General features: G+C 32.7%; 17 protein-coding genes, 1 tRNA gene and 1 rRNA gene. 9 read left to right on the top strand and 10 right to left on the bottom strand.

All coding sequences use genetic code 11. From position 1 onward, the window contains the following. Window positions 1-87: 87 nt before the first annotated feature. The 10 genes from argS to rpmH all read right to left on the bottom strand — a co-directional run bounded on the left by argS (window position 88) and on the right by rpmH (window position 9877). A complete protein-coding gene (argS, locus tag BN3326_RS14215; RefSeq protein ID WP_069999912.1) occupies window positions 88-1800 on the bottom strand; it encodes an arginine--tRNA ligase in 1713 nt (570 codons plus the stop codon). 276 nt (window positions 1801-2076) lie between these two features. Further along, the gene (gene noc / locus BN3326_RS14210) at window positions 2077-2874 is read right to left on the bottom strand and encodes a nucleoid occlusion protein (RefSeq protein ID WP_069999911.1); all 798 of its coding nucleotides are present in this window, start codon (window positions 2872-2874) and stop codon (window positions 2077-2079) included. Between the two features lie 139 nt (window positions 2875-3013). Then, window positions 3014-3745 carry a 16S rRNA (guanine(527)-N(7))-methyltransferase RsmG gene (gene rsmG, locus BN3326_RS14205; protein ID WP_069999910.1) on the bottom strand — a complete coding sequence of 244 codons (732 nt, stop codon included), beginning with the start codon at window positions 3743-3745 and terminating at the stop codon, window positions 3014-3016. Window positions 3746-3760: 15 nt separating this feature from the next. Continuing rightward, entirely contained in the window at window positions 3761-5659 is a 1899-nt protein-coding gene (gene mnmG / locus BN3326_RS14200) for a tRNA uridine-5-carboxymethylaminomethyl(34) synthesis enzyme MnmG (protein ID WP_069999909.1), read from the bottom strand. 9 nt (window positions 5660-5668) lie between these two features. After that, on the bottom strand, window positions 5669-7051 hold the full coding sequence (mnmE, locus tag BN3326_RS14195; RefSeq protein WP_069999908.1) for a tRNA uridine-5-carboxymethylaminomethyl(34) synthesis GTPase MnmE: 1383 nt from the start codon (window positions 7049-7051) through the stop codon (window positions 5669-5671). A 42-nt stretch (window positions 7052-7093) separates the two neighbouring features. Further along, a complete protein-coding gene (gene jag / locus BN3326_RS14190; RefSeq protein ID WP_069999907.1) occupies window positions 7094-7870 on the bottom strand; it encodes an RNA-binding cell elongation regulator Jag/EloR in 777 nt (258 codons plus the stop codon). 27 nt (window positions 7871-7897) lie between these two features. Next, complete coding sequence (locus BN3326_RS14185) at window positions 7898-9028, bottom strand: YidC/Oxa1 family membrane protein insertase (protein WP_069999906.1); 1131 nt, start codon at window positions 9026-9028, stop codon at window positions 7898-7900. A 1-nt stretch (window position 9029) separates the two neighbouring features. Continuing rightward, window positions 9030-9293, bottom strand: coding sequence for a membrane protein insertion efficiency factor YidD (yidD, locus tag BN3326_RS14180; protein ID WP_330389721.1), 264 nt, complete (start codon window positions 9291-9293; stop codon window positions 9030-9032). Window positions 9294-9338: 45 nt separating this feature from the next. Beyond that, window positions 9339-9686, bottom strand: a complete 348-nt coding sequence (gene rnpA / locus BN3326_RS14175; RefSeq protein ID WP_069999905.1) for a ribonuclease P protein component — start codon at window positions 9684-9686, stop codon at window positions 9339-9341. Between the two features lie 56 nt (window positions 9687-9742). Beyond that, window positions 9743-9877 (bottom strand): 50S ribosomal protein L34, encoded by a 135-nt coding sequence (rpmH, locus tag BN3326_RS14170; RefSeq protein ID WP_069999904.1) that lies wholly within the window; start codon window positions 9875-9877, stop codon window positions 9743-9745. Between the two features lie 601 nt (window positions 9878-10478). Between rpmH and dnaA the strand changes: the two genes are divergently transcribed. The 9 genes from dnaA to BN3326_RS14125 all read left to right on the top strand — a co-directional run. Then, window positions 10479-11819 carry a chromosomal replication initiator protein DnaA gene (gene dnaA, locus BN3326_RS14165; RefSeq protein ID WP_069999903.1) on the top strand — a complete coding sequence of 447 codons (1341 nt, stop codon included), beginning with the start codon at window positions 10479-10481 and terminating at the stop codon, window positions 11817-11819. A 247-nt stretch (window positions 11820-12066) separates the two neighbouring features. Further along, on the top strand, window positions 12067-13173 hold the full coding sequence (gene dnaN, locus BN3326_RS14160) for a DNA polymerase III subunit beta (protein ID WP_069999902.1): 1107 nt from the start codon (window positions 12067-12069) through the stop codon (window positions 13171-13173). A 102-nt stretch (window positions 13174-13275) separates the two neighbouring features. Next, entirely contained in the window at window positions 13276-13482 is a 207-nt protein-coding gene (locus BN3326_RS14155; protein WP_069999901.1) for an RNA-binding S4 domain-containing protein, read from the top strand. Between the two features lie 18 nt (window positions 13483-13500). Then, a complete protein-coding gene (recF, locus tag BN3326_RS14150) occupies window positions 13501-14583 on the top strand; it encodes a DNA replication/repair protein RecF (RefSeq protein WP_069999900.1) in 1083 nt (360 codons plus the stop codon). A 110-nt stretch (window positions 14584-14693) separates the two neighbouring features. Beyond that, the gene (gyrB, locus tag BN3326_RS14145; RefSeq protein ID WP_069999899.1) at window positions 14694-16598 is read left to right on the top strand and encodes a DNA topoisomerase (ATP-hydrolyzing) subunit B; all 1905 of its coding nucleotides are present in this window, start codon (window positions 14694-14696) and stop codon (window positions 16596-16598) included. Window positions 16599-16618: 20 nt separating this feature from the next. Next, complete coding sequence (gene gyrA, locus BN3326_RS14140) at window positions 16619-19120, top strand: DNA gyrase subunit A (protein WP_069999898.1); 2502 nt, start codon at window positions 16619-16621, stop codon at window positions 19118-19120. Next, window positions 19121-20137 carry a C39 family peptidase gene (locus BN3326_RS14135; RefSeq protein WP_069999897.1) on the top strand — a complete coding sequence of 339 codons (1017 nt, stop codon included), beginning with the start codon at window positions 19121-19123 and terminating at the stop codon, window positions 20135-20137. A 500-nt stretch (window positions 20138-20637) separates the two neighbouring features. After that, a tRNA-Ser gene (locus BN3326_RS14130) sits at window positions 20638-20726 on the top strand. 276 nt (window positions 20727-21002) lie between these two features. Beyond that, window positions 21003-21404, top strand: a 16S ribosomal RNA gene (locus BN3326_RS14125); the annotation flags it as partial.

Below are 21404 nucleotides of genomic sequence, written 5' to 3'. Positions count from 1 at the left end.
ATTTTATTTAATAATACTCAAGTGTAAAAAATAGGATTAAAAAAGTGCATAAAGCATTAAAAAACTTTGCTCTATACACTTATAATCTTACATCTGTAATGGTGCATCTATACCTAATAAATATAAGGCATTCTTAATCGTATATTTTGTAGCTGCTACAATAGCAAGACGTGAATTTTTAACATTTTCATCTTCTACTAAAATAGGATTATCATGATAAAATTTATTAAATGCTTGTGCCAAATCAACTGCATATCTTGCAATATAAGAGGGCTCATAACCTGCAGCTGCTGATTGGATAACTTCACTAAATTCTGCAAGTTCCTTAACTATTCCTACTGTAGCATCATCTGAAATTATATTGTAGTCGATCTTAAAATGAGGTATGTTATTTAAATCCAATCCAGCCTTTTTAAGTACGCTACATGCTCTCGCGTGAGTATATTGTACATAAGGTCCTGTTTCTCCATCAAAGTTCAGTACACGCTCCCACGAGAACTGAATATCTTTAATAATGTTATTATACATATCATCAAAGATAACAGCTCCAATACCTACCTTCATAGCAACTTCCTCTTTATTTGGAAGTTGTGGATTCTTTTCTTCAATAATAGATTTGGTCTTATCCACAGCCTCCTTTAAGATATCTTCTAAAAAGATAACATTACCTGCACGTGTGGATAACTTGCCACCTTCCATGCTTACCATTCCAAAAGGCACATGCACTAAATCTTTAGACCAATCATACCCTAATTTTTCGATAACTTTAAACCATTGTGCAAAATGCAGATTTTGTTGAAGTGCAGTAACATAAATACACTTCTTAAAGTCATAGCTATCTTTACGATATTTTGCTGCCGCAATATCACGTGTTGCATATAAGGAGCTCCCGTCATTTTTTGTAATAAGACAAGGCGCCATATTTTCATCATCTAAACGTACAATTTTTGCACCTTCACTTACTTCTATAAGCCCTTTTTCTTCAAGTTCTTTAACTGCTATATCCATTTTATCATTATAAAAGGCTTCACCATTATAACTATCAAAAGTAACGCCCAGCATATTGTAAACTCTTTGGAATTCATTTAAACTTACTTCTTTAAACCATTTCCAAAGTTCAAGAGCTTCTCTATCTCCTTTTTCCATTTTTGTAAAATAATCTCTTGCTTCTTGATCCATTTCTGGATTTTCTTTAGCTTCATCATGAAATAACACATAAATTCTAAGAAGTTCTGAAATACCTTTTTGCTCTATTTCTTCCTTACTAGAATACTTTTTATAGGCTACAATTAACTTACCAAACTGTGTACCCCAGTCTCCTAAATGATTAACACCAATACACTTATAGCCTAATGCTTCATGTATACGGTATAGGCTATGTCCTATAACGGTTGAACGAAGATGGCCTACATGGAAAGGCTTTGCTATATTAGGAGAAGAATAATCAATAACGATGTTGCCTTTATCCTTCTGACTCGCTAGTCCATAATCTTTTCCTTGACTTAATACTTCATTTAATACTGCTTCTACTAATAAAGTCTTATTTATAAAAAAGTTAACATATGCATTAACACTTTCATGCTTAGCAATAAATGCGACTTCTCCTATATGATCAGATAGCTCTTTAGCTATTATTGGCGGTGCTTTTCTAAGTTCTTTGGCAAGTTTAAAACAAGGAAATGCATAGTCTCCCATATTTGTATTAGAAGGAATCTCCAACATGCCATATATTTCTTCTTGAGATAAGCTGCTTAACTTATCACTTAAAAGCTTCGCGAGCTCTAACTTAAAATTTCTCATTTAATTTTCTCCTCTATCTGTATTATTTCTCTTTAATATTAATGATTCTCAGAGTAATTTCACATCACATATTATTGGGAAAAACTAAAATTTTAGCATGTGAAATCTATATTATTATATTTTATCAAATATTTAGCCTATAGCAAGTTAATAAATTATAAACTAGTTATTTTATGTCTATCTTTAAATTATGTACTAGATAAATTATATTTAAACCTTTTTATAACTAAAAACAGCTATTATACTACTAAATTAAGTATATTAGCTGCTTAATGATTAATTTATAGGTATCTTAATTCTAATCTCATAACCATCTGGCTGTTCTTTCATTGTATATTTAGCATCAATACCTGATTTTTGGATCATATCAACTGCTTGTGTAATTGTATTAGTAACAAGTCGTATATCTTTTATGTAAGATTTTACTTTTTGAGTAGATTTGTGCTTAATCATGTTTTCTTTTGTAAGTTCAACCAGCATTTGCTCAATAAGTTGTTCAGTCCTCTTAACATTTAAATCTTGTTTAACTATTTTCTCAATGGCTATGAGCTGCGCACTTTCATCTGGTAGTTTCAAGAGCGCTCTTGCATGCCGTTCAGTTAAATTATTTTCTAAAAGCATTTTTTGAATAAGTGGCGTTAACTTTAAAATTCTTAACTTATTTGCAACCGTAGATTGGTTTTTCCCAAGTGTATTTGCAAGTTCCTGTTGCGTGTAGCCATAGTCTTGCATAACAGTATAATAAGCTTGACTTTCTTCTAAAAAATTAAGATTCTCACGCTGTAAGTTTTCTATAAGGGCAAGTACAGCACTGTCTTTAGTTGTAACTTCTACTATTACTGCAGGTATTGTTTCAAGGCCAGCAAGCTTAGATGCTTTTAATCTTCTCTCTCCTGCTATTAATTCATAAGAATTTCCTATCATTCTTACAGTGATAGGTTGCATAAGTCCATGTTCTAAAATAGAATTTGCTAGTTCCTGAAGGGCGGCATTAGAAAATACCTTTCTAGGTTGATAAGGATTTGGCCTAACACGGTCTACTGGGATTAATTCTATTTTTAAATGTTTTTGCATTTGTTACTGCTCCCCTCTAAGACAACAATTTTTGCTAAAATTTAGTATATCATATTTTTCCCAAAAAAACTATAATTACGCTCTAAATTTATATAAATCAAGATAAAAATATACTATATACCAATGAAATAAAGTCATTTTACAACTTATTTAGACCTAGAGGCATCTTAGTAGGTTCTCCAGCTTTTCTTGGATATTTTAGTGCTGTCGATTTTACTTTTTTTATTTTTGCTATACGATGATTAAGATCCGTTTCTGGTACTGCTGCATCTATTATTTCTTCTAACGTTGCGCCTAATATTTCTAAAGCTTTTTTTCCTTGCTGAAGTTCCTCATCCAGCCTTTGTCCCTTAAGTGCAATCAAGTAACCACCAAGTTTAACAAAAGGTATCGTATACTCACTCAGTACTGCAAGATGAGCTACAGCTCTCGATGCACATACATCAAATGCTTCTCTATACTGTTTTTGTTTTCCTAAATCTTCAGCTCTTTGATGTACACAAACTACTCCCTCTAATCTTAACTGCATAATAACTTCTTCTAAAAAAGTTAATCTCTTTTTTAAAGAATCAACTAAAGTAACCTTAATATGAGGAAAAGCTATTTTGATAACAAGACCAGGAAAACCTGCACCTGTCCCAATATCTATTAATGTTTTAACTTGCGCCATATCTAGGGCTTTATTAATCGTTAAACAATCTAAGAAATGTTTCGTAATAACTTCAAAGTCTTCAGTAATAGCTGTTAGATTCATTTTTTGATTCCACTCTAAGAGCAGTATTTTATATAGCATAAACTGATCTATTTGAATTTCACTAAGAGATATTCCCAGCGTATAAGCACCATCAAATAATAACTTTCTTTCATCCATTTTCTAGCCTCTTTCTTATGATTCCACGTTCTTATTATTTCTTCTTTTCTGCTCCAAATAAACTAAAAGTACTGAAATATCTGCTGGTGATACACCCGATATGCGTGATGCTTGACCAATAGATATAGGTCTAATTTGTTTAAGTTTTTGTTTAGCTTCTATTCTTAAGCTATACACTTCATCATAATCTATATCATCAGGTATTAGTTTACGTTCAAGTTTCTTAAACTGCTCAACTTGTTTAAGCTGTCTTGAAATATATCCTTCATATTTAAGTTCTATCATCACCTGATGAATAATATCTTTTGGAAGTTCTGGCCTTGTTTGATCTACTTCTTTAAAATCGTCATACTCAAGCTCTGGCCTCTTTAAAAGTTCCGATAAAGCCATGCCCGATCTTAAAAGTGTACTTTGTTTATCATTAAGTATATCTTGGACCTTTTGACTAGTCCCTACATAAGCATTTTTCAACCTAATAAGCTCCTCGTCTATAGCCTGTCTTTTAGCCAGAAACTTTTGATACCTTTCTTCTGATAAAAGCCCCGCTTTATAACCTTTTTCAGTAAGCCTAAGATCTGCATTATCTTGTCTTAAAAGCAACCTATATTCTGCTCTTGAAGTCATCATACGGTACGGTTCTTTTGTACCTTTAGTCACTAGATCATCAATTAAAACACCTATATAACCTTCTGATCTATCTATAATCATTGGCTCTTTATGATTAACTTTAAGTACTGCATTAATACCAGCTATTAACCCTTGAGCTGCAGCTTCTTCATAACCTGAACTACCATTCATTTGCCCCGCACTAAAAAATCCTTCTATAGATTTAAACTCTAAAGAATGTTTTAGCTGCTGAGGGTCTATACAATCATATTCTATAGCGTATCCAATTCTCATAATTTCTACATTTTCAAGGCCTTTAATAGATCTTAACATCGCAAACTGTACTTCTTCCGGAAGTGAAGAACTCATACCTTGTACATACATTTCCGTTGTATTTTCACCTTCTGGCTCTAAAAATATCTGATGTCTTTCTTTATCAGCGAATCTAACAACTTTATCTTCAATCGATGGGCAGTATCTAGGTCCTGTTCCTTCAATAACACCAGCATAAAGGGGTGAACGATGAAGATTATCTCGAATAATTTGATGGGTTTTTTCATTTGTATAAGTTAAATAACATGGAAATTGCTCTCTTTTTATATCTTCTTCTTTATTTTCGAAAGAAAAAGGGACGATTATTTCATCTCCATGCTGTGGTTCCATCTTACTAAAATCAATTGATCTTGCATCAACACGAGCAGGTGTTCCTGTTTTAAAACGTCTAAGCTCTATACCTAGCTTTTTAAGCGATTCACTAAGTTCGCTTGCAGTTTTAAGCCCATTAGGTCCTGTATATTCTATACATTCTCCTGTAAGGCATCTAGAACGTATATAGGTCCCTCCAGCAAGTATAGCAGCGCTACACTCATACACTGCACCTCTATTAGTTACGACACCGACAATCTTTTGATCCTCTACTAAAATATCTACTATCTCTTGCTGTTTAATATAAAGATTTTCAGTTTGCTCCAAAATACGTTTCATAGTACTGGTATATTTTAACTTATCAGCCTGTGCTCTAAGTGAATGAACGGCCGGTCCTTTAGCAGTATTTAACATACGAGATTGAATATAGGTTCTATCTATATTCTTTCCCATTTCACCACCAAGTGCATCAATTTCTCTAACTAAATGCCCTTTTGAAGTTCCTCCAACATTAGGATTACATGGCATCATTGCAATACTATCTAAAGACATAGTAAATAGAACAGTCTTTTTACCCATGCGAGCTGCAGCAAGTGCCGCTTCACAGCCAGCATGTCCTCCTCCTATTACTGCTATATCTATTTTTTCTGCAGTGTACGTCATCTTAATCTCCTACTTTCCTAAACAAAATCTGCCGAATAATTCATTAATGATTTCATCCTTTAATGCTTCTCCTACTATCATACCTAAATGCCCATAAGCATCATGCAAATCTATTGCAAGACAATCTTCCGGAAGCCCAAGTTCAATAGCTTCAATTACTTTATCTAAACTTGTAATTGCGTGAAGGAGTGACTCTTTCTGTCTTCTATTAGATAAAGTTACCCCGCCTGCTATAGATACCTGCCCTTTGACTACAAAATTTTTCATTGCCACCTTAAGCGCATCCAGTCCTTTTTGCTTTTTTGCAGATATATAAACTATTTCCCCTTCAAGTAAATACTTATTAATTATTTCTTGGGAAATATGGTTTCCAAGATCAGTTTTATTAAGAACAAAAAATAATTTTTTATCTTTTACTTGACGTAAAATTTCTAAATCCTTTTCTGTAACTCCTTCATTACTATCTATGAGAACTAAAACTAAATCAGCCTCCTCAATAGATGTTTTTGATTTCTCAACCCCTATTTTTTCTACTATATCTTCTGTTTCTCTGATTCCAGCTGTATCTAATAATAAAAAAGGTACCCCTTCTATATTTAAATATGCTTCAACGACATCTCTTGTAGTACCTGGAATATCTGTAACAATTGCCTTATTCTCTTCAAGTAAAGCATTTAATAAAGAAGATTTGCCAACGTTTGGCCTTCCCACTATGGCTGTCTTTACCCCTTCTCTTATCATTTTTCCAGTATCTGCTGTTTTAAGCAAGATGCGTAGTTTATCAAGTAATTCCTTTAACTCTTCTTCAAAATCACTGGTAATAGGCTCATCCATATCATATTCTGGATAATCTATAGATACCTCTATTCTGGCTATTATTTGAATTAACATATCTTGATATATCTTAATTTGTTTTGATAACTTTCCTTCCAATTGTCCAACTGCTTGAGATAATGAAAGCTCAGTTTTTGATTCTATAATATCCATAATTGCTTCTACTTGTGCAAGATCTATGCGACCGTTTAAAAAAGCACGTTTAGTAAACTCACCTTGATCTGCAAGTCTTGCTCCAGCTTTAATAAGCTCCATGAGTACACAATTAAGCGGAACTGGGCCGCCATGACAATTTATTTCAATAACATCTTCCCTAGTAAATGTTTTCGGCCCCTTCATCAGCATAACAAGTACTTCATCTAAAACATTACCCTCCAAACTTACTATATGTCCATAGGTAATTGTATGAGATGCTGTATCTAAAAGAGATTTTTTACTACCAGCGCGAAATATTTTATTAACTATAGGAATAGTATCATTCCCACTTACTCTAATAATACCTATTCCACCTATTCCTATGGGTGTAGAAATAGCAGCTATAGTATCATCAAATATCATGATATTCATCCTTTCTAAAAAAAAACCCAGTATAAACTGGGTCTATCTATACGATCTATTTTGATAAGTCGGACTTATAACTACTCTTCTAAAAGGTTCTCTTCCCTCACTATGAGTTTTTACTATTTTACTATCTTGAAGCGCAGCATGAATAATTCTTCTATCATATGGATTCATTGGCTCTAATATAATAGGTTTTTTAGTTTGCTGTGCTTTTTTACTAAGTTTATAGGCAAGCTTTCTAAGTGTTTCTTCTCTTCTAGCTCGATAATTTTCAGTGTCTACCATTACTTTAATATATTCTTCTCTTTTTTTATTAGCAATGATATTAACTATATACTGTATAGCATCTAAAGTCTCGCCTCTTTTTCCTATTATAATCCCCATATTATTACCCTCTATACTTATAGAGATTCTGTTATTATTGACAACCTTAGATTTAATTGTACATTCAACAGACATTTCCTTTAATAATTTATATAAGAAATCCTCTGCAAGATTTATAACCTCTGTAAGCTCTTGTGGCGTTACAACTACTGCATCTTCTGAATCTTTTTTAGTCTCTTTTTTTATTTCTTTTTTAGGTACTGCTGACTTTTCAATAACTTTAACTGGAGATTCAAGTAAATCAATATCTACTTTAGCTTCTTCTTTAAGTGTTACTTTTACTTTAGCTTCTTTTGCACCAAAACCTAATAAACCTTTTGAACCTTTTGATATAACTTCAATAATCACTTCATCAGTACTAGCACCTAATTCTATAAGTGCTTCTGTTATAGCTTCATCAACAGTTCTTCCAACTTTTTCTATGAACTTCATACGAATACCCCCAGGTTTTTTATAAATTTATTGTTTATTACTTTCATTTTGGATACTCTCATTCTCTTCAGTTGTTTTCTTCTGAACAGGTACTTTCTTAATGACCTTTTTCTTAACTAATTTTTTTGCCCTAGCCTCTTCTTCTCTTTCTTTTTTAATCTTTTCTTCAAGTTTTGCTTCTTGCTTAACTACTATTTTATTTACAAACCACTGTTGTCCCATCATAATAATATTACCAGAAATCCAATAAACAGCCAAGCCTATAGGCATAGTGTAAGAAAACATCCCTGTCATAACAGGCATCATGATATTCATAGTTTTCATCATTGATTCTGTAGTATTTACTTGCTTCGTACCGTCTGCATTGGTTGCCGACTGCTGCATAGCTGCAGAACTTGCCATTGTAATTTTAGAAAATATATACGTTGAAGCTCCTGCAATAAGCGGAACTAATAATGCAAGCCACATACCACCTTTAATCAGTAAAGATGGCGTATCTATTAAGTTAACCCCTAAAAATACTTCAAATTGCTCTTTAGCTTTTAACGTTTGTTCTAAAAGTGGTCTTGCATCTACATTCACTTGACTTAAGAATTCCTGCCATTGACTGCTATTTAAATGACTAAGGAAATTACCTAATTGATCGCTTTGCGTAATATCATATTCTACACGAGAAGTTGTCTGAACAGCTTTCTTAAAACCTTCTAATAGCTCCTGATAATTAGGAACATTACTTATTATCGTTTTTGCTATATTACTATACTGTTCACCAAGTATTCTAATATATCTTGCTGGTTCACGAAGTACATTAAATAATGCAATAATAAGCGGAAATTGAATAAGCAGTGGCAGGCAGCCTGCGAGTGGATTAATTTTATAAGTCTTATATAAGGCCTTCATTTCATTACTATATTGAAGCTGAGACTCTTGATCTTTTTTATTCTTATATTTATTTTGAATACGCTGCATTTCTGGCTGAAGTTTACTCATCCCACGAGAAGTTCTTTGTGAAGATAATTGAAGTGGTGTTAAAAGCAAACGTGTTACTAAAGTAAATATAACAATTGATATACCTAAAGTAGCTACTGGAGATACTGCTACAACTCCTTCAAATATAAGATTGAGCATTGCTCCAAAAAAATCATTAATAATTCCCATTCTAGTCCTCCTGATTTTTCTTATTATTTAATAAGACCTTTTTCTCTGGTACTGGGTCATACATTACAGGGTGGAAGGGATGACATTTTAAAATCCTCTTTATGCCTAAAAAAGTCCCTTTTAAAAAACCATGAATTTGTATAGCCTCATAAGTATATTGTGAACATGTTGGAACAAACCTACAATTGTTTCCAAGCATGGGTGATATCCCTCTTTGATAAAATCTTATAAGCATTAGTGCTACGCGTCTAGGTATTTCACTCACCTTTAATATCCTTTCTGTAGCAAATTATATCATATTATTTAAAAATTATATACAATTATCATATACTTTCTGCTGTTTTAATAGCTGAATAAGTGCTGATGCAATTTCATCATAAGAAGCGCCCTTTGCATTAGTTCTCGCAACAACAATAAAAATCCAGCCTTCACCTTGTACTTTTTCTTCATTTAGTCTATAACTTTCTCTAATCAGCCTAGTAACCCTGCTGCGTACTACACTATTGCCAACCTTTTTACTAACTGATATTCCTAATTTATTAACTTCATTATTAGTCTTATATTTATATAGAACTAAATACTTATTCGCAAAAGACTTTCCTTTTCTATAGACTAACCTAAACTCATAATTCTTTTTTAGTGATTCTGTATATTTCATCTAATGTACCTCTAAATTTACATAAGGCAAAACAAGGCCACAAATGCGGCCTTGTTCTATGCTGTTAGTTTGTTTCTACCTTTTGCTCTTCTTCTAGCTACTACTGCTCTGCCGTTTTTTGTTCTCATTCTTTTACGAAAACCATGTTCTTTACTTCTTTGACGTTTCTTTGGTTGAAAAGTCATTTTCATAGTGTGCACCTCCTTAATGAACAGAGTAATCACACAACACGCACATCGAATGATAAATTATTAATGAATAAAAACAATTTATCATCCTGCAAAAAAAAATCACACACAAATTATAAAAAATAAATAAGCACTATTCATAGTATAGAAGATTTGTAAATACTAGTCAAGCACTAGTTCCTATAATTTCTATATAAAATATGGTAACTTTATCATTTTTATTTAAACATTTATATCTATATCTATTAAACAACATATCCACACTTTTTTTGACTATTCTGCCTGTGGATATTTTTGTATAAAGGTTGCTTTTCCACAGGTAATTTGATATTATTAAATTACCTGTAGATAAGTTGTTAATTTAAATAAGTTATTCACATTCTGTTGATAACCTTGTGTATAACTTATATTTTTTCTCTTTTTTTTGTTTTTTTTACTAATATCTTCATATTTTTTGCCTGAATAGAATTATCCACAACTTGTTTATTCTCTTTATTCATCTAAAAAATATGTTTTATTTTACCATATATGTTGATTAAATTATTCACATGTTGACAATACTTGAATAACTTGTGTATAAATTGTGTGTTTAGGAGGATTGACAATGTCATCGCTATATGAAAAGCAATGGGGCGCTATTCTTAATATCATTGAAATTGAAACATCAAGTGTAAGTTTTAGCACTTGGTTTAAAAATACTCAAATAATTGATATACAAGATAATACTCTCATACTCGGTGTTAAAAATGAGTTTACTAAAGAAATTCTAAATACAAGATATTTAGAACTTATCCGTAATAGCGCACTCCAAATCTTAAATAAGGAGTATGCTATAAAATTTGTGCTTCCTAACGAACAAAGTAATATAGAAAAGAAAAATGCTAAGAAATCAGATCAGCTTCAAGATCCATTAAACAATCAAAGTACGCTTAATCCTAGGTATGTATTTGATAGTTTTGTAGTTGGTAACAGTAATCGTATGGCCCATGCAGCAGCACTCGCCGTAGCCGAGGCACCAGCAAGAGCCTATAACCCACTGTTTTTATATGGAGGCGTAGGACTTGGCAAAACCCATCTTATGCATTCAATTGCCCATTATATTTTGGATCAAAATCCTAATGCTAAAGTACTTTATGCATCTTCTGAAAAATTTACAAACGAGCTTATTAATTCTATTCGAGATGATAAAAATGAAAGCTTTCGTAATAAATATCGAAATATAGACGTCCTTCTTATAGATGATATTCAATTTATAGCTGGTAAAGAAAGAACCCAGGAAGAGTTTTTTCATACATTTAATACCCTTCACGAAGCTAATAAACAAATTATCATTTCAAGTGACAGGCCGCCTAAAGAAATTGAAACTTTAGAAGATAGGTTAAGATCACGATTTGAATGGGGACTTATTGCGGATATTCAAAGTCCAGATTTAGAAACACGAATAGCTATTTTACGTAAAAAAGCAGAAATCGAAAGTTTATCAGTGCCTGAAGACGTGCTTCTTTTTATAGCGAGAACTGTTATCTCTAATATTCGTGAACTTGAAGGTGCTCTTAATCGTATCCTGGCATTTTCTTCTTTAACGAACAAGCCTATAACCGTAGAGCTTGCTAATGAAGCGCTTAAGGATCTTATTTCCAAGGACAAGCCAAAAGTTATCACAGCTGAATATATTCAAGAAATTGTTGCGAGCTTTTTTCACTTAAAACAAGAAGAGTTAAAATCGTCTAAGAGAACCAGAAGTATTGCTTATCCAAGACAAATAGCTATGTACTTATGCAGGAAATTAACTGATTTATCGTTGCCTAAAATAGGTGAAAAATTTGGTGGTCGTGATCATACGACTATTATTCATGGATTTGAAAAAATCTCCAAAGAGTTACAAACTGACGTAGAGCTTTCTCAAATTATCAATGAACTTGAATCTAAAATAACGTCTAAATAGTGCTGTGTGTATCCCTGTGAACTTAAAGTTAACTATATGTGGATTAATTAAAGTATTTTTACAAATTGTTGATACTGTGGGTAACCTTGATATTTAACTCCACTTAATCCACATACATATATACATGCTTATTCAGAAGACTATAAAGCGTTTGTTTAGCTTATACACATTACCCACACCCCCTATTACTATAATTGCTAAATTAACTTTAATTATTGTATTGTTTTATCAGGAAGGAGATATCCACATGCATATCTATTGCAGGCAAGATATTTTATTAAATAGTATTAATACCGTACTAAAAGCTTGCTCAACTAAAACCACATTACCTATTTTAGAATGTATATTACTTAAAGCTTCTAATAATAAATTAACACTTGTGGGAAATAATCTTGAGCTTGGCATAGAAAGTACTATAGATGCAGAAGTTCAAGAAGAAGGATCTATTGCTTTAGAAGCAAAAATATTTTCAGAAATTATCAGAAAAATGTCGGGGGAAGTCATAGAGATTTCATCTAATAATAACTTTATGACGGCTATAACAACTGAAAAATCAAAATTTCAAATAGCTGGACAATCAGGAAAAGATTTCCCAGCTCTTCCTAATGTAGAAAAGCTTAACTCGTGTAAAATCGATCAGCTTACCTTAAAAGAGATGATTCGTCAGACTATTTTTTCTGTTGCACAAGATGAGACAAGGCCTATACTTACAGGAGAAATGCTGCAAATAAAGGATAACAATTTAAATATGGTTTCTGTAGATGGCTATCGTATTTCTTACAGAAAGACACCACTCTCAATTGAGAATAGGGATGTAGAAGTTGTCATCCCAGGAAAGACACTGGCTGAAGTTAGTAAGATTTTATCTGCTGAAGAAGATGAGCCTGTTACGATTTACTTTGAAGATAAGCATGTTTTATTTGACTTAGGAGAAAGTAAAGTTGTATCTAGATTACTAGAAGGTGAATTCTTAAAATATGAGCAAGTTTTTTCTTCTGACTATGAAACTAAAATTTTAGTAGATAAAAAACATTTTTTAATGAGTATAGAACGTGCTGCTCTTATCTCAAGAGAGGGCAAAAAAAATCCGATCAAAATAGAAATTGATGGAGATAAGATGATTATTACTTCTAATACTGAACTTGGTACTGCTAGAGAAGAACTTGATGTAGTACTTGAAGGTAAAGAATTAGTTATAGCTTTTAATCCAAGATATTTAATTGATGCACTAAAAACAATAGATGATGAAGAAATATATATACATTTTATATCTTCACTTACGCCATGTATTATTAAACCTAAAGAGGGTGACCATTATAAATATTTAATATTACCTATTCGTGTAAACGCATAAATGCGCGCATAAAAGTTTTAAATCGCTCTAGAGTTCACTTATGAATCATAGAGCGATTTGTTAGTTCTGATTTAGAAAATATAATAAAAGGAGATTTATTTGATGAAAGAAATTACAATTACTACAGAGTTTATAAAACTTGATCAGCTGATGAAGTTTACTAATATGGTCCAAAGTGGTGGCGAAGCAAAACTTCTCATTGCACAAGGACTTGTTCTTGTTAATGATGAAATATGCACCCAAAGAGGAAAGAAAATAAGAAGTGGTGACCTAGTTGAATTTGATGGAGAGACTTATAAAGTTAAATAATTATGAAGGAGAGCTTTTATGTATATCAAAGAGCTGTCTCTAAAAGATTTTAGAAATTATATTAAACTTGATTTAGAATTAGATAAAGGTATTAATATTTTTAAAGGTGATAATGCACAAGGAAAGACTAATATCTTAGAAGCTATTTATCTTTGTGCTACAGCTAGATCTCATAGAACGCATAAGGAAAAAGAAATTATCAGATGGGGGAGTGAATACGCTCATGTGATGGTCAGCTTACAAAAAAACTTTATTGATGATATAATAGATTTTCATTTAAGTCAAAAATCTAAAGCAGCAGCAATTAATAAAATGCCTATTCATAGATTAGGTGAATTATTTGGATGTATTAATATTGTTATGTTCTCACCAGAGGATTTGCAGCTTGTAAAAAGCAGTCCAAAAGAAAGAAGAAGATTTATAGATATTGAATTATGTCAAATAGATAAACTTTATTATCATGCCTTAAAACAGTATCATAAAGTTTTAAAACAAAGAAATTTAGCACTTAAACAATATTTAAAAAACAAAGACATGTCTATTATAGATATTTGGGATATACAGCTTGAAGAATATGCAAAAGAGATTATTAAAAAACGATCAGAGTTTATTCAAGAACTCAATATAATTGCAAAACGTATTCATGAAGATATATCGGGCGGCAAAGAAAATTTAGAAGTAGTTTATGAACCGAGTATTAACTCGGATGAATTTCAATCTAAGATGCTAAAATTTAGAGAAAAAGACATCCTATATCAAACTACGTCTATAGGACCTCATAGAGATGATCTGAATTTTCTTATTAATGGGATGGATGTAAAAATATATGGTTCACAAGGTCAGCAAAGAACAGTAGTTCTATCTATGAAGCTTGCAGAACTTAGTATTATGACGAAATATATAGGGGAAGAACCTATTCTCTTACTAGATGACGTATTATCAGAGTTGGATGATAAAAGACAAAAAGACTTATTTAAATATACAGAGAATATTCAAACACTTATAACTTGTACAGGAATAGAACAAAGTGTATGGAATACACAAAAAATAGGAAAACTATACTATGTAAAAGAAGGAAATGTAAAAGAAATAGAAATGTAGTAATTTAATATATAATTTTGCGTTAATTTGCCTTTATGGGTGTTTTGATGTATAATAAATGTTGGATTACTATGTCTATTTGTAATTATAAAAGGAGTGAGATCTTAGTTATGGCAGCAACGTATAATGAAAATCAAATTCAAATATTAGAGGGGCTGCAGGCGGTACGTAAAAGACCTGGTATGTATATTGGGAGTACCTCTTCTAAAGGTCTTCACCATCTCGTATATGAAATAGTGGATAATGCGGTTGATGAAGCATTAGCAGGTTATTGTGATACAGTAGTAGTTTCTATTCATGAAGATAATTCAATATCTGTTTTAGATAATGGTCGAGGTATACCAGTTGGCATACATCCCCAAAAAGGAATTTCATCAGTTGAAGTTGTATTTACTATTCTTCATGCAGGCGGGAAATTTGGTGGAGGCGGATACAAAGTATCAGGTGGTTTACATGGTGTAGGTGCATCTGTTGTAAATGCCCTTTCAGAATGGCTTACTGTTGAAGTTCATTTAGAAGGAAAAATACATGAAGAAAAATTCTCAAGGGGAGATGTTATTCAGCCACTGACAGTCGTTGGAGAAACAGATAAAACAGGTACATTTGTACACTTTAAACCTGATGCTCAGATATTTGAAGAATTAATATATGATTATAAAATACTACAACAAAGATTAAAAGAAACAGCTTATTTAACAAAAGGACTAAAAATTGAACTTATAGATTTAAGAGAAGAAGAGAAAAAACGCAAAGTATTCCATTATGAGGGTGGTATTAAAGAATTTATCGGTCACCTTCATAAACATAAGACTACTATATATCCAGAAGTTTTTTACTGTGAAGGTGAAAAAGATGGTATTATGGTTGAAGTTGCTTTTCAACACAATGACAGTTATGTTGAGAATATTTTCAGTTTTGTAAATAATATCAATACAACCGAAGGTGGTACACATCTTTCAGGTTTCAGATCTGCTATTACCAAAACCTTAAATGATTATGGAAGAAAGATGGGTATTTTGAAAGATGCAGATAAAAATCTTAGTGGTGAAGATATAAGAGAGGGTATGACAGCTATCATAAGTATTAAGATAGGGGAACCTCAATTTGAAGGACAAACTAAGACAAAACTTGGAAATAGTGAGGCAAGAGGTGCTGTAGAAACTGTATTTGGTGAACAGCTTACTTATTTCTTAGAACAAAACCCAACTGTTGGGAAAATGGTTATTCAAAAAGGTTTAATGGCAGCAAGAGCACGTGATGCTGCACGTAAAGCAAGAGATCTGACACGTCGTAAAAGTATACTAGAAGGCAATGCACTTCCTGGTAAACTTGCAGATTGTTCAGAAAAAGATGCTTCAAAGTGTGAAATTTATATCGTCGAAGGGGATTCCGCGGGTGGTTCAGCAAAAGGTGCCCGTTCACCTAAAACACAGGCGATACTACCACTTAAAGGTAAGATTTTAAATGTAGAAAAAGCTAGACTTGATAAAATGTTAGAGAATGAGGAAATTAGAAATATGATTACTGCTTTTGGGGCAGGGATTAGTGATGATTTTGATATAAGTAAAGTTAGATACGGCAAAATTATTCTGATGACCGATGCCGATGTGGATGGTGCTCATATCAGAACACTTCTTTTAACATTTTTATATAGATACTATAGAGAACTTATTGAGCAGGATCATATTTATATTGCTCAGCCACCACTCTATCTGGTAGAAAAAAACAAGAAAAAACATTATGCTTATAATGACAGAGAATTAGAAAAAATTCTAGAAGAAGTAGGCCGAACCGGTATTAGCCGTATGCAAAGATACAAAGGTCTTGGAGAAATGAATCCCGAACAACTTTGGGAGACTACAATGAATCCAGAGACAAGAACACTTGTTAGAGTAAATTTAGATGATGCAGCAGCTGCTGATGAAATATTTACAGCACTTATGGGAGATAAGGTAGAACCAAGACGTGAATTTATCCATGAGTATGCTCCAAAAGTAACAAATTTAGATATCTAGAAGGGCAAGGAGAAAAGTAAATGGATATAAATGATACAACGTACGATAGAATTATTTCTGTAGATATACAGGAAGAAATGAAAAAATGTTATATTGATTATGCTATGAGCGTTATTGTATCTCGTGCCCTCCCAGATGTACGAGATGGGTTAAAGCCTGTTCATAGGCGTATTTTATATGCGATGAGTGAACTTAATTTATGGGCAGATAAACAATATAGAAAGTCAGCACGTATTGTTGGGGATACCATGGGTAAGTATCATCCACATGGTGACTCTTCTATTTACGATGCAATGGTACGTATGGCACAAGACTTCTCTACCAGATATCCTTTAGTTGATGGTCAAGGTAACTTTGGGTCAATAGATGGAGATGGCGCTGCTGCCATGCGTTATACAGAAGCACGTATGAGTAAAATGACAAATGCTATGCTTGCTGATATAGATAAAGAAACAGTAAACTTTAGACCAAACTTTGATGAATCAGCTAAAGAACCTGTGGTTCTTCCATCCAGATATCCTAATTTACTTGTGAATGGATCATCTGGTATTGCTGTAGGTATGGCTACTAGTATACCTCCTCATAACTTAACAGAAGTTATTAATGGCGTTGTTAAAATGATAGACAACTACATGGGAGAAAATGAAGAACAAGAAGTTAGAGAAACTGAAATAGAAGAGCTTATGGATATTATACAAGCTCCGGATTTTCCAACAGGAGCAACTATTTATGGAAAGTACGGTATAGAACAAGCTTATAGAACTGGCAAAGGTAAAGTAAAAGTAAAGGCTAAAGCTGAAATCGAAGATATGCATGCAGGAAAGTCTAGAATTGTTGTAACGGAAATCCCTTATATGGTTAATAAGTCAAAGCTTATTGAAAAAATAGCAGATCTCGTAAAAGAAAAGAAAATAGAAGGCATTACTGATTTAAGAGATGAGTCAGACAGAAATGGTATGTCTATCGTTATAGAGCTTAGAAGAGATGTCAATGCAAATGTTATTTTAAATCAACTTTATAAGTATACTCAAATGCAGGATACTTTTAGTATTAATATGTTAGCACTTGTAAATGATGAGCCTAAAGTACTCAACTTAAAACAAATGATAGAAGAGTATTTAAAGCACCAAAAAGAAGTTGTTACAAGAAGAACACAATTTGATTTAAATAAGGCTGAAGCAAGAGCCCACATTGTAGAGGGGCTTAGAAAAGCACTAGACAAAATTGATTTAATTGTTTCTCTTATCAGATCTTCAAAAACAGTTCAAGAAGCAAAAGAAAAGATTATAGAAGCTATAGATCTTACAGAAATTCAAGCTCAAGCTATCGTCGAAATGAGACTTCGTGCTCTAACTGGACTTGAGAGAGAAAAGTTAGAAGAAGAATATAATCAACTAATGGAAAAAATTAAATATCTTAGATCTATACTTGAAAGTGAATATAAGCTTTATTCTGTTATCAAAGAAGAAATAGTAGAAATAAGAGATAAATATGGAGATGGCAGAAGAACAGATATTACAATTGATGAGGACGAATATGATATAGAAGATCTTATCGATGAAGAAAATATTGTTGTTACTATTACACACTTAGGCTATATCAAACGTATTCCTCTAGATACTTATAAAAATCAACATAGAGGTGGTAAAGGTATTATTGGGGTTAATACAATAGAGGAAGATTTTATTGAACAACTCTTTGTAACAACTAACTTTAACTATATTATGTTCTTTACTAACAAAGGAAAAGCTTATCGTATTAAAGCTTATAGAATACCAGAAGGCGGTAGGACTGCAAGAGGTATGGCTATTATTAACTTACTTGAACTTGATAAAGATGAAAAAATAAGTGCAGTTTTTCCAATTAAAGAGTACCAGGATAATATGTACTTAACGATGATTACAAAACTTGGACAAATTAAAAAGACTCCTTTAAGTGCATTCAAGAATATTAGAAAAGGTGGACTTATCGCTCTTTCACTGGCAGAAGAAGATGAACTTATGGGTGTTTATCAAACAACCTCAGATGATGCTATTTTAGTATGTACAAAAAAAGGTCAAGGGATTATGTTTGAAGGAACAGATGTAAGACCGATGGGTAGAACAGCAAGAGGGGTACGGGCGATTAATCTTGCAGAAGAAGATGAAGTTATTGGTGCTACTGTGCCACAAGAAGGAGAACAGATCCTTACTGCTACAGAAAATGGATTAGGAAAAAGAACACCTATCGAAGCGTTTAGAGCGCAAAGACGTGGAGGTAAGGGGCTAAGAATTAATAAAATAACAGAAAAAACAGGTAATGTTATTGGAATAGCAGCTGTTAAAGAAGATGATGAACTTCTTCTTATTACTTCTCAAGGTATTATTATTCGTATTCAAGTTGCTCAAATATCCTCGGTGGGACGTAATGCTCAAGGCGTTAAGCTTATTAATGTGTCAGAAGGCGTACAGGTAGTATGTATGGAAAAGGTTAAAGAAGATATTATAGAAGAACAAACTGAGGAACATCCTCAAGAGGAATAGATGAAAAAGTTAATTGTTTTTTTCATTATTTTACTTGTATTTAGTGTAGGCGGTGTATACGGATATTATATAATTATTAATAGTCCTGATACACTGCCTGCTTTTATTAATAAGCAGACGCCGGACGGACATTACATTATAAAAAAATCAGGTAAAACCATAGAGGAATTTGAAAATAAAGAAGAAGCTATAAAAAAAGCAAAAGATATAGGAAGAAGTGTAGTTGTAGATAAAGATAATAATGAATGGATTTATAGTACATTAGCGCCATTTATTATTATAACAGATACAGCGATACATGATTTTGAAGTATTTGACAGTGCAATGAGATACGCCAAAAGAAATGGTCATAATAAGATTTATTATAATAACGACGATAAGCCAATATGGGAAGAGCAAGCAGAACTTCCTGAAAAAATAAAAATGGATGTGCCTGTTGTTTTGCAACTTCCAGAACTTCCAAGAGGCTGTGAAGTAACATCGCTTGCTATGATATTTAAGTATCATGGGTTAAAGATAAATAAAATGGAGCTGGCAGATAAAATAAGAAAAGATACGACGCCTTATAAAATCGATAATACTGGGCGCATATATTTTGGCAATCCGTATGATGGGTTTGTAGGAGATATGTATAATAGGCAAAATCATGGATATGGTGTATATCATGGACCAATTGCAGAGCTGGCTGATCAATACTTTAAAGAAAAGGCTATTGATATTACAGGGTTAGAATTTGAAGATGTTCTTTACTTTGTGTCTAACGGCTATCCAGTTTGGGTAGTAACAAATTCTACATATAAACCGTTAGAGGAGAGCTCTTTTCAGATGTGGCATACACCTACGGGGATCGTAAAAGTAACGCAGAGACAGCATGCAGTTGTTATAACTGGTTTTGACCAAAATAATATATATATTAACGATCCGTTATATGGAAAGCCAAACAGAATAATTGAAAAAGTTTCTTTTCAGAAATCTTGGGAACAGATGGGACATCAGGCGGTTACTATAGTAAAATAGAAGTAGATAGAGCCACATAAAAATAAGCAGAAATGAATAAATAGTAATTGTAATAATATAATAAAAATGGTATTATAATATAGAAGATGTTGTTAGTAATCAGTAAAATAAGTAATTGCTCATTATGGTATAAAAAATAGTATATACATTGTATACTATTATATACAGTGTATAGTATATTATACATGGTATATTATACACACCACATATAATGTATACGTCTTATATTATTTTAATTATATATTAATATTTTTATTATGTGCAAATAACAAAAGTATATTAGTAATGAGTAGTAAGACATTTTGGTGATATTAAAGTGAAACATCTACAAAGTATTCCAACAAATTATATCCTTACATTTTTAATGTAAGGATATTTTTAAATAGGTAAAACATATTTAAAAAAAAGGCTTGACATAAAGAAGAAAAGTTGGTAATATAGATTTTGCCTTAAGTGGTAGAACCTTAAAAGGTTATAACATATTTAAATACATTTAATTCGGAGAAGTACTCAAGTTGGCCGAAGAGGTGCCCCTGCTAAGGGTATAGGTCGGGAAACCGGCGCGAGGGTTCGAATCCCTCCTTCTCCGCTCTATTTTTTTTGTAAATGTAGTAAAAACAAAAAAAATAAAAAAAGTGTTGACATATGTAATACACTTAAGTATAATAGTAAAAGTGCTCACGAGCACAGTGCTTATAATTACAGCGAATAAGCAGTGAAATTGAACATTGAAAATAAAATAGTAACCATAAAACCAGTCGATTCAAAAGAGCTTCATTATTGAAGTTCGAATCAAGTACAAGTACTATATGTACAACGTACAAGTAATTAAGTCAAATACAACTATTAGTTGTTGGACAAACTTTTATATGAGAGTTTGATCCTGGCTCAGGATGAACGCTGGCGGCGTGCTTAACACATGCAAGTCGAACGGACTAAGGGAGCTTGCTCTCTTAGTTAGTGGCGGACGGGTGAGTAACGCGTGGGTAACCTGCCCTATGCAGGGGGATAACAACGAGAAATTGTTGCTAATACCGCATAATCTACCGAGGTCGCATGACTTTGGTGGCAAAGATTTATCGGCATAGGATGGACCCGCGTTGGATTAGCTAGTTGGTGAGATAACAGCCCACCAAGGCGACGATCCATAGCCGGCCTGAGAGGGTGAACGGCCACACTGGGACTGAGACACGGCCCAGACTCCTACGGGAGGCAGCAGTGGGGAATATTGCACAATGGGCGCAAGCCTGATGCAGCGACGCCGCGT

The sequence above is a fragment of the Cellulosilyticum sp. I15G10I2 genome, assembly GCF_900095725.1.
Taxonomy (GTDB): domain Bacteria; phylum Bacillota; class Clostridia; order Lachnospirales; family Cellulosilyticaceae; genus FMMP01.
The sequence above is the reverse complement of the archived record's forward strand: the minus strand, read 5'-3'. Positions and strand labels throughout refer to the sequence as shown.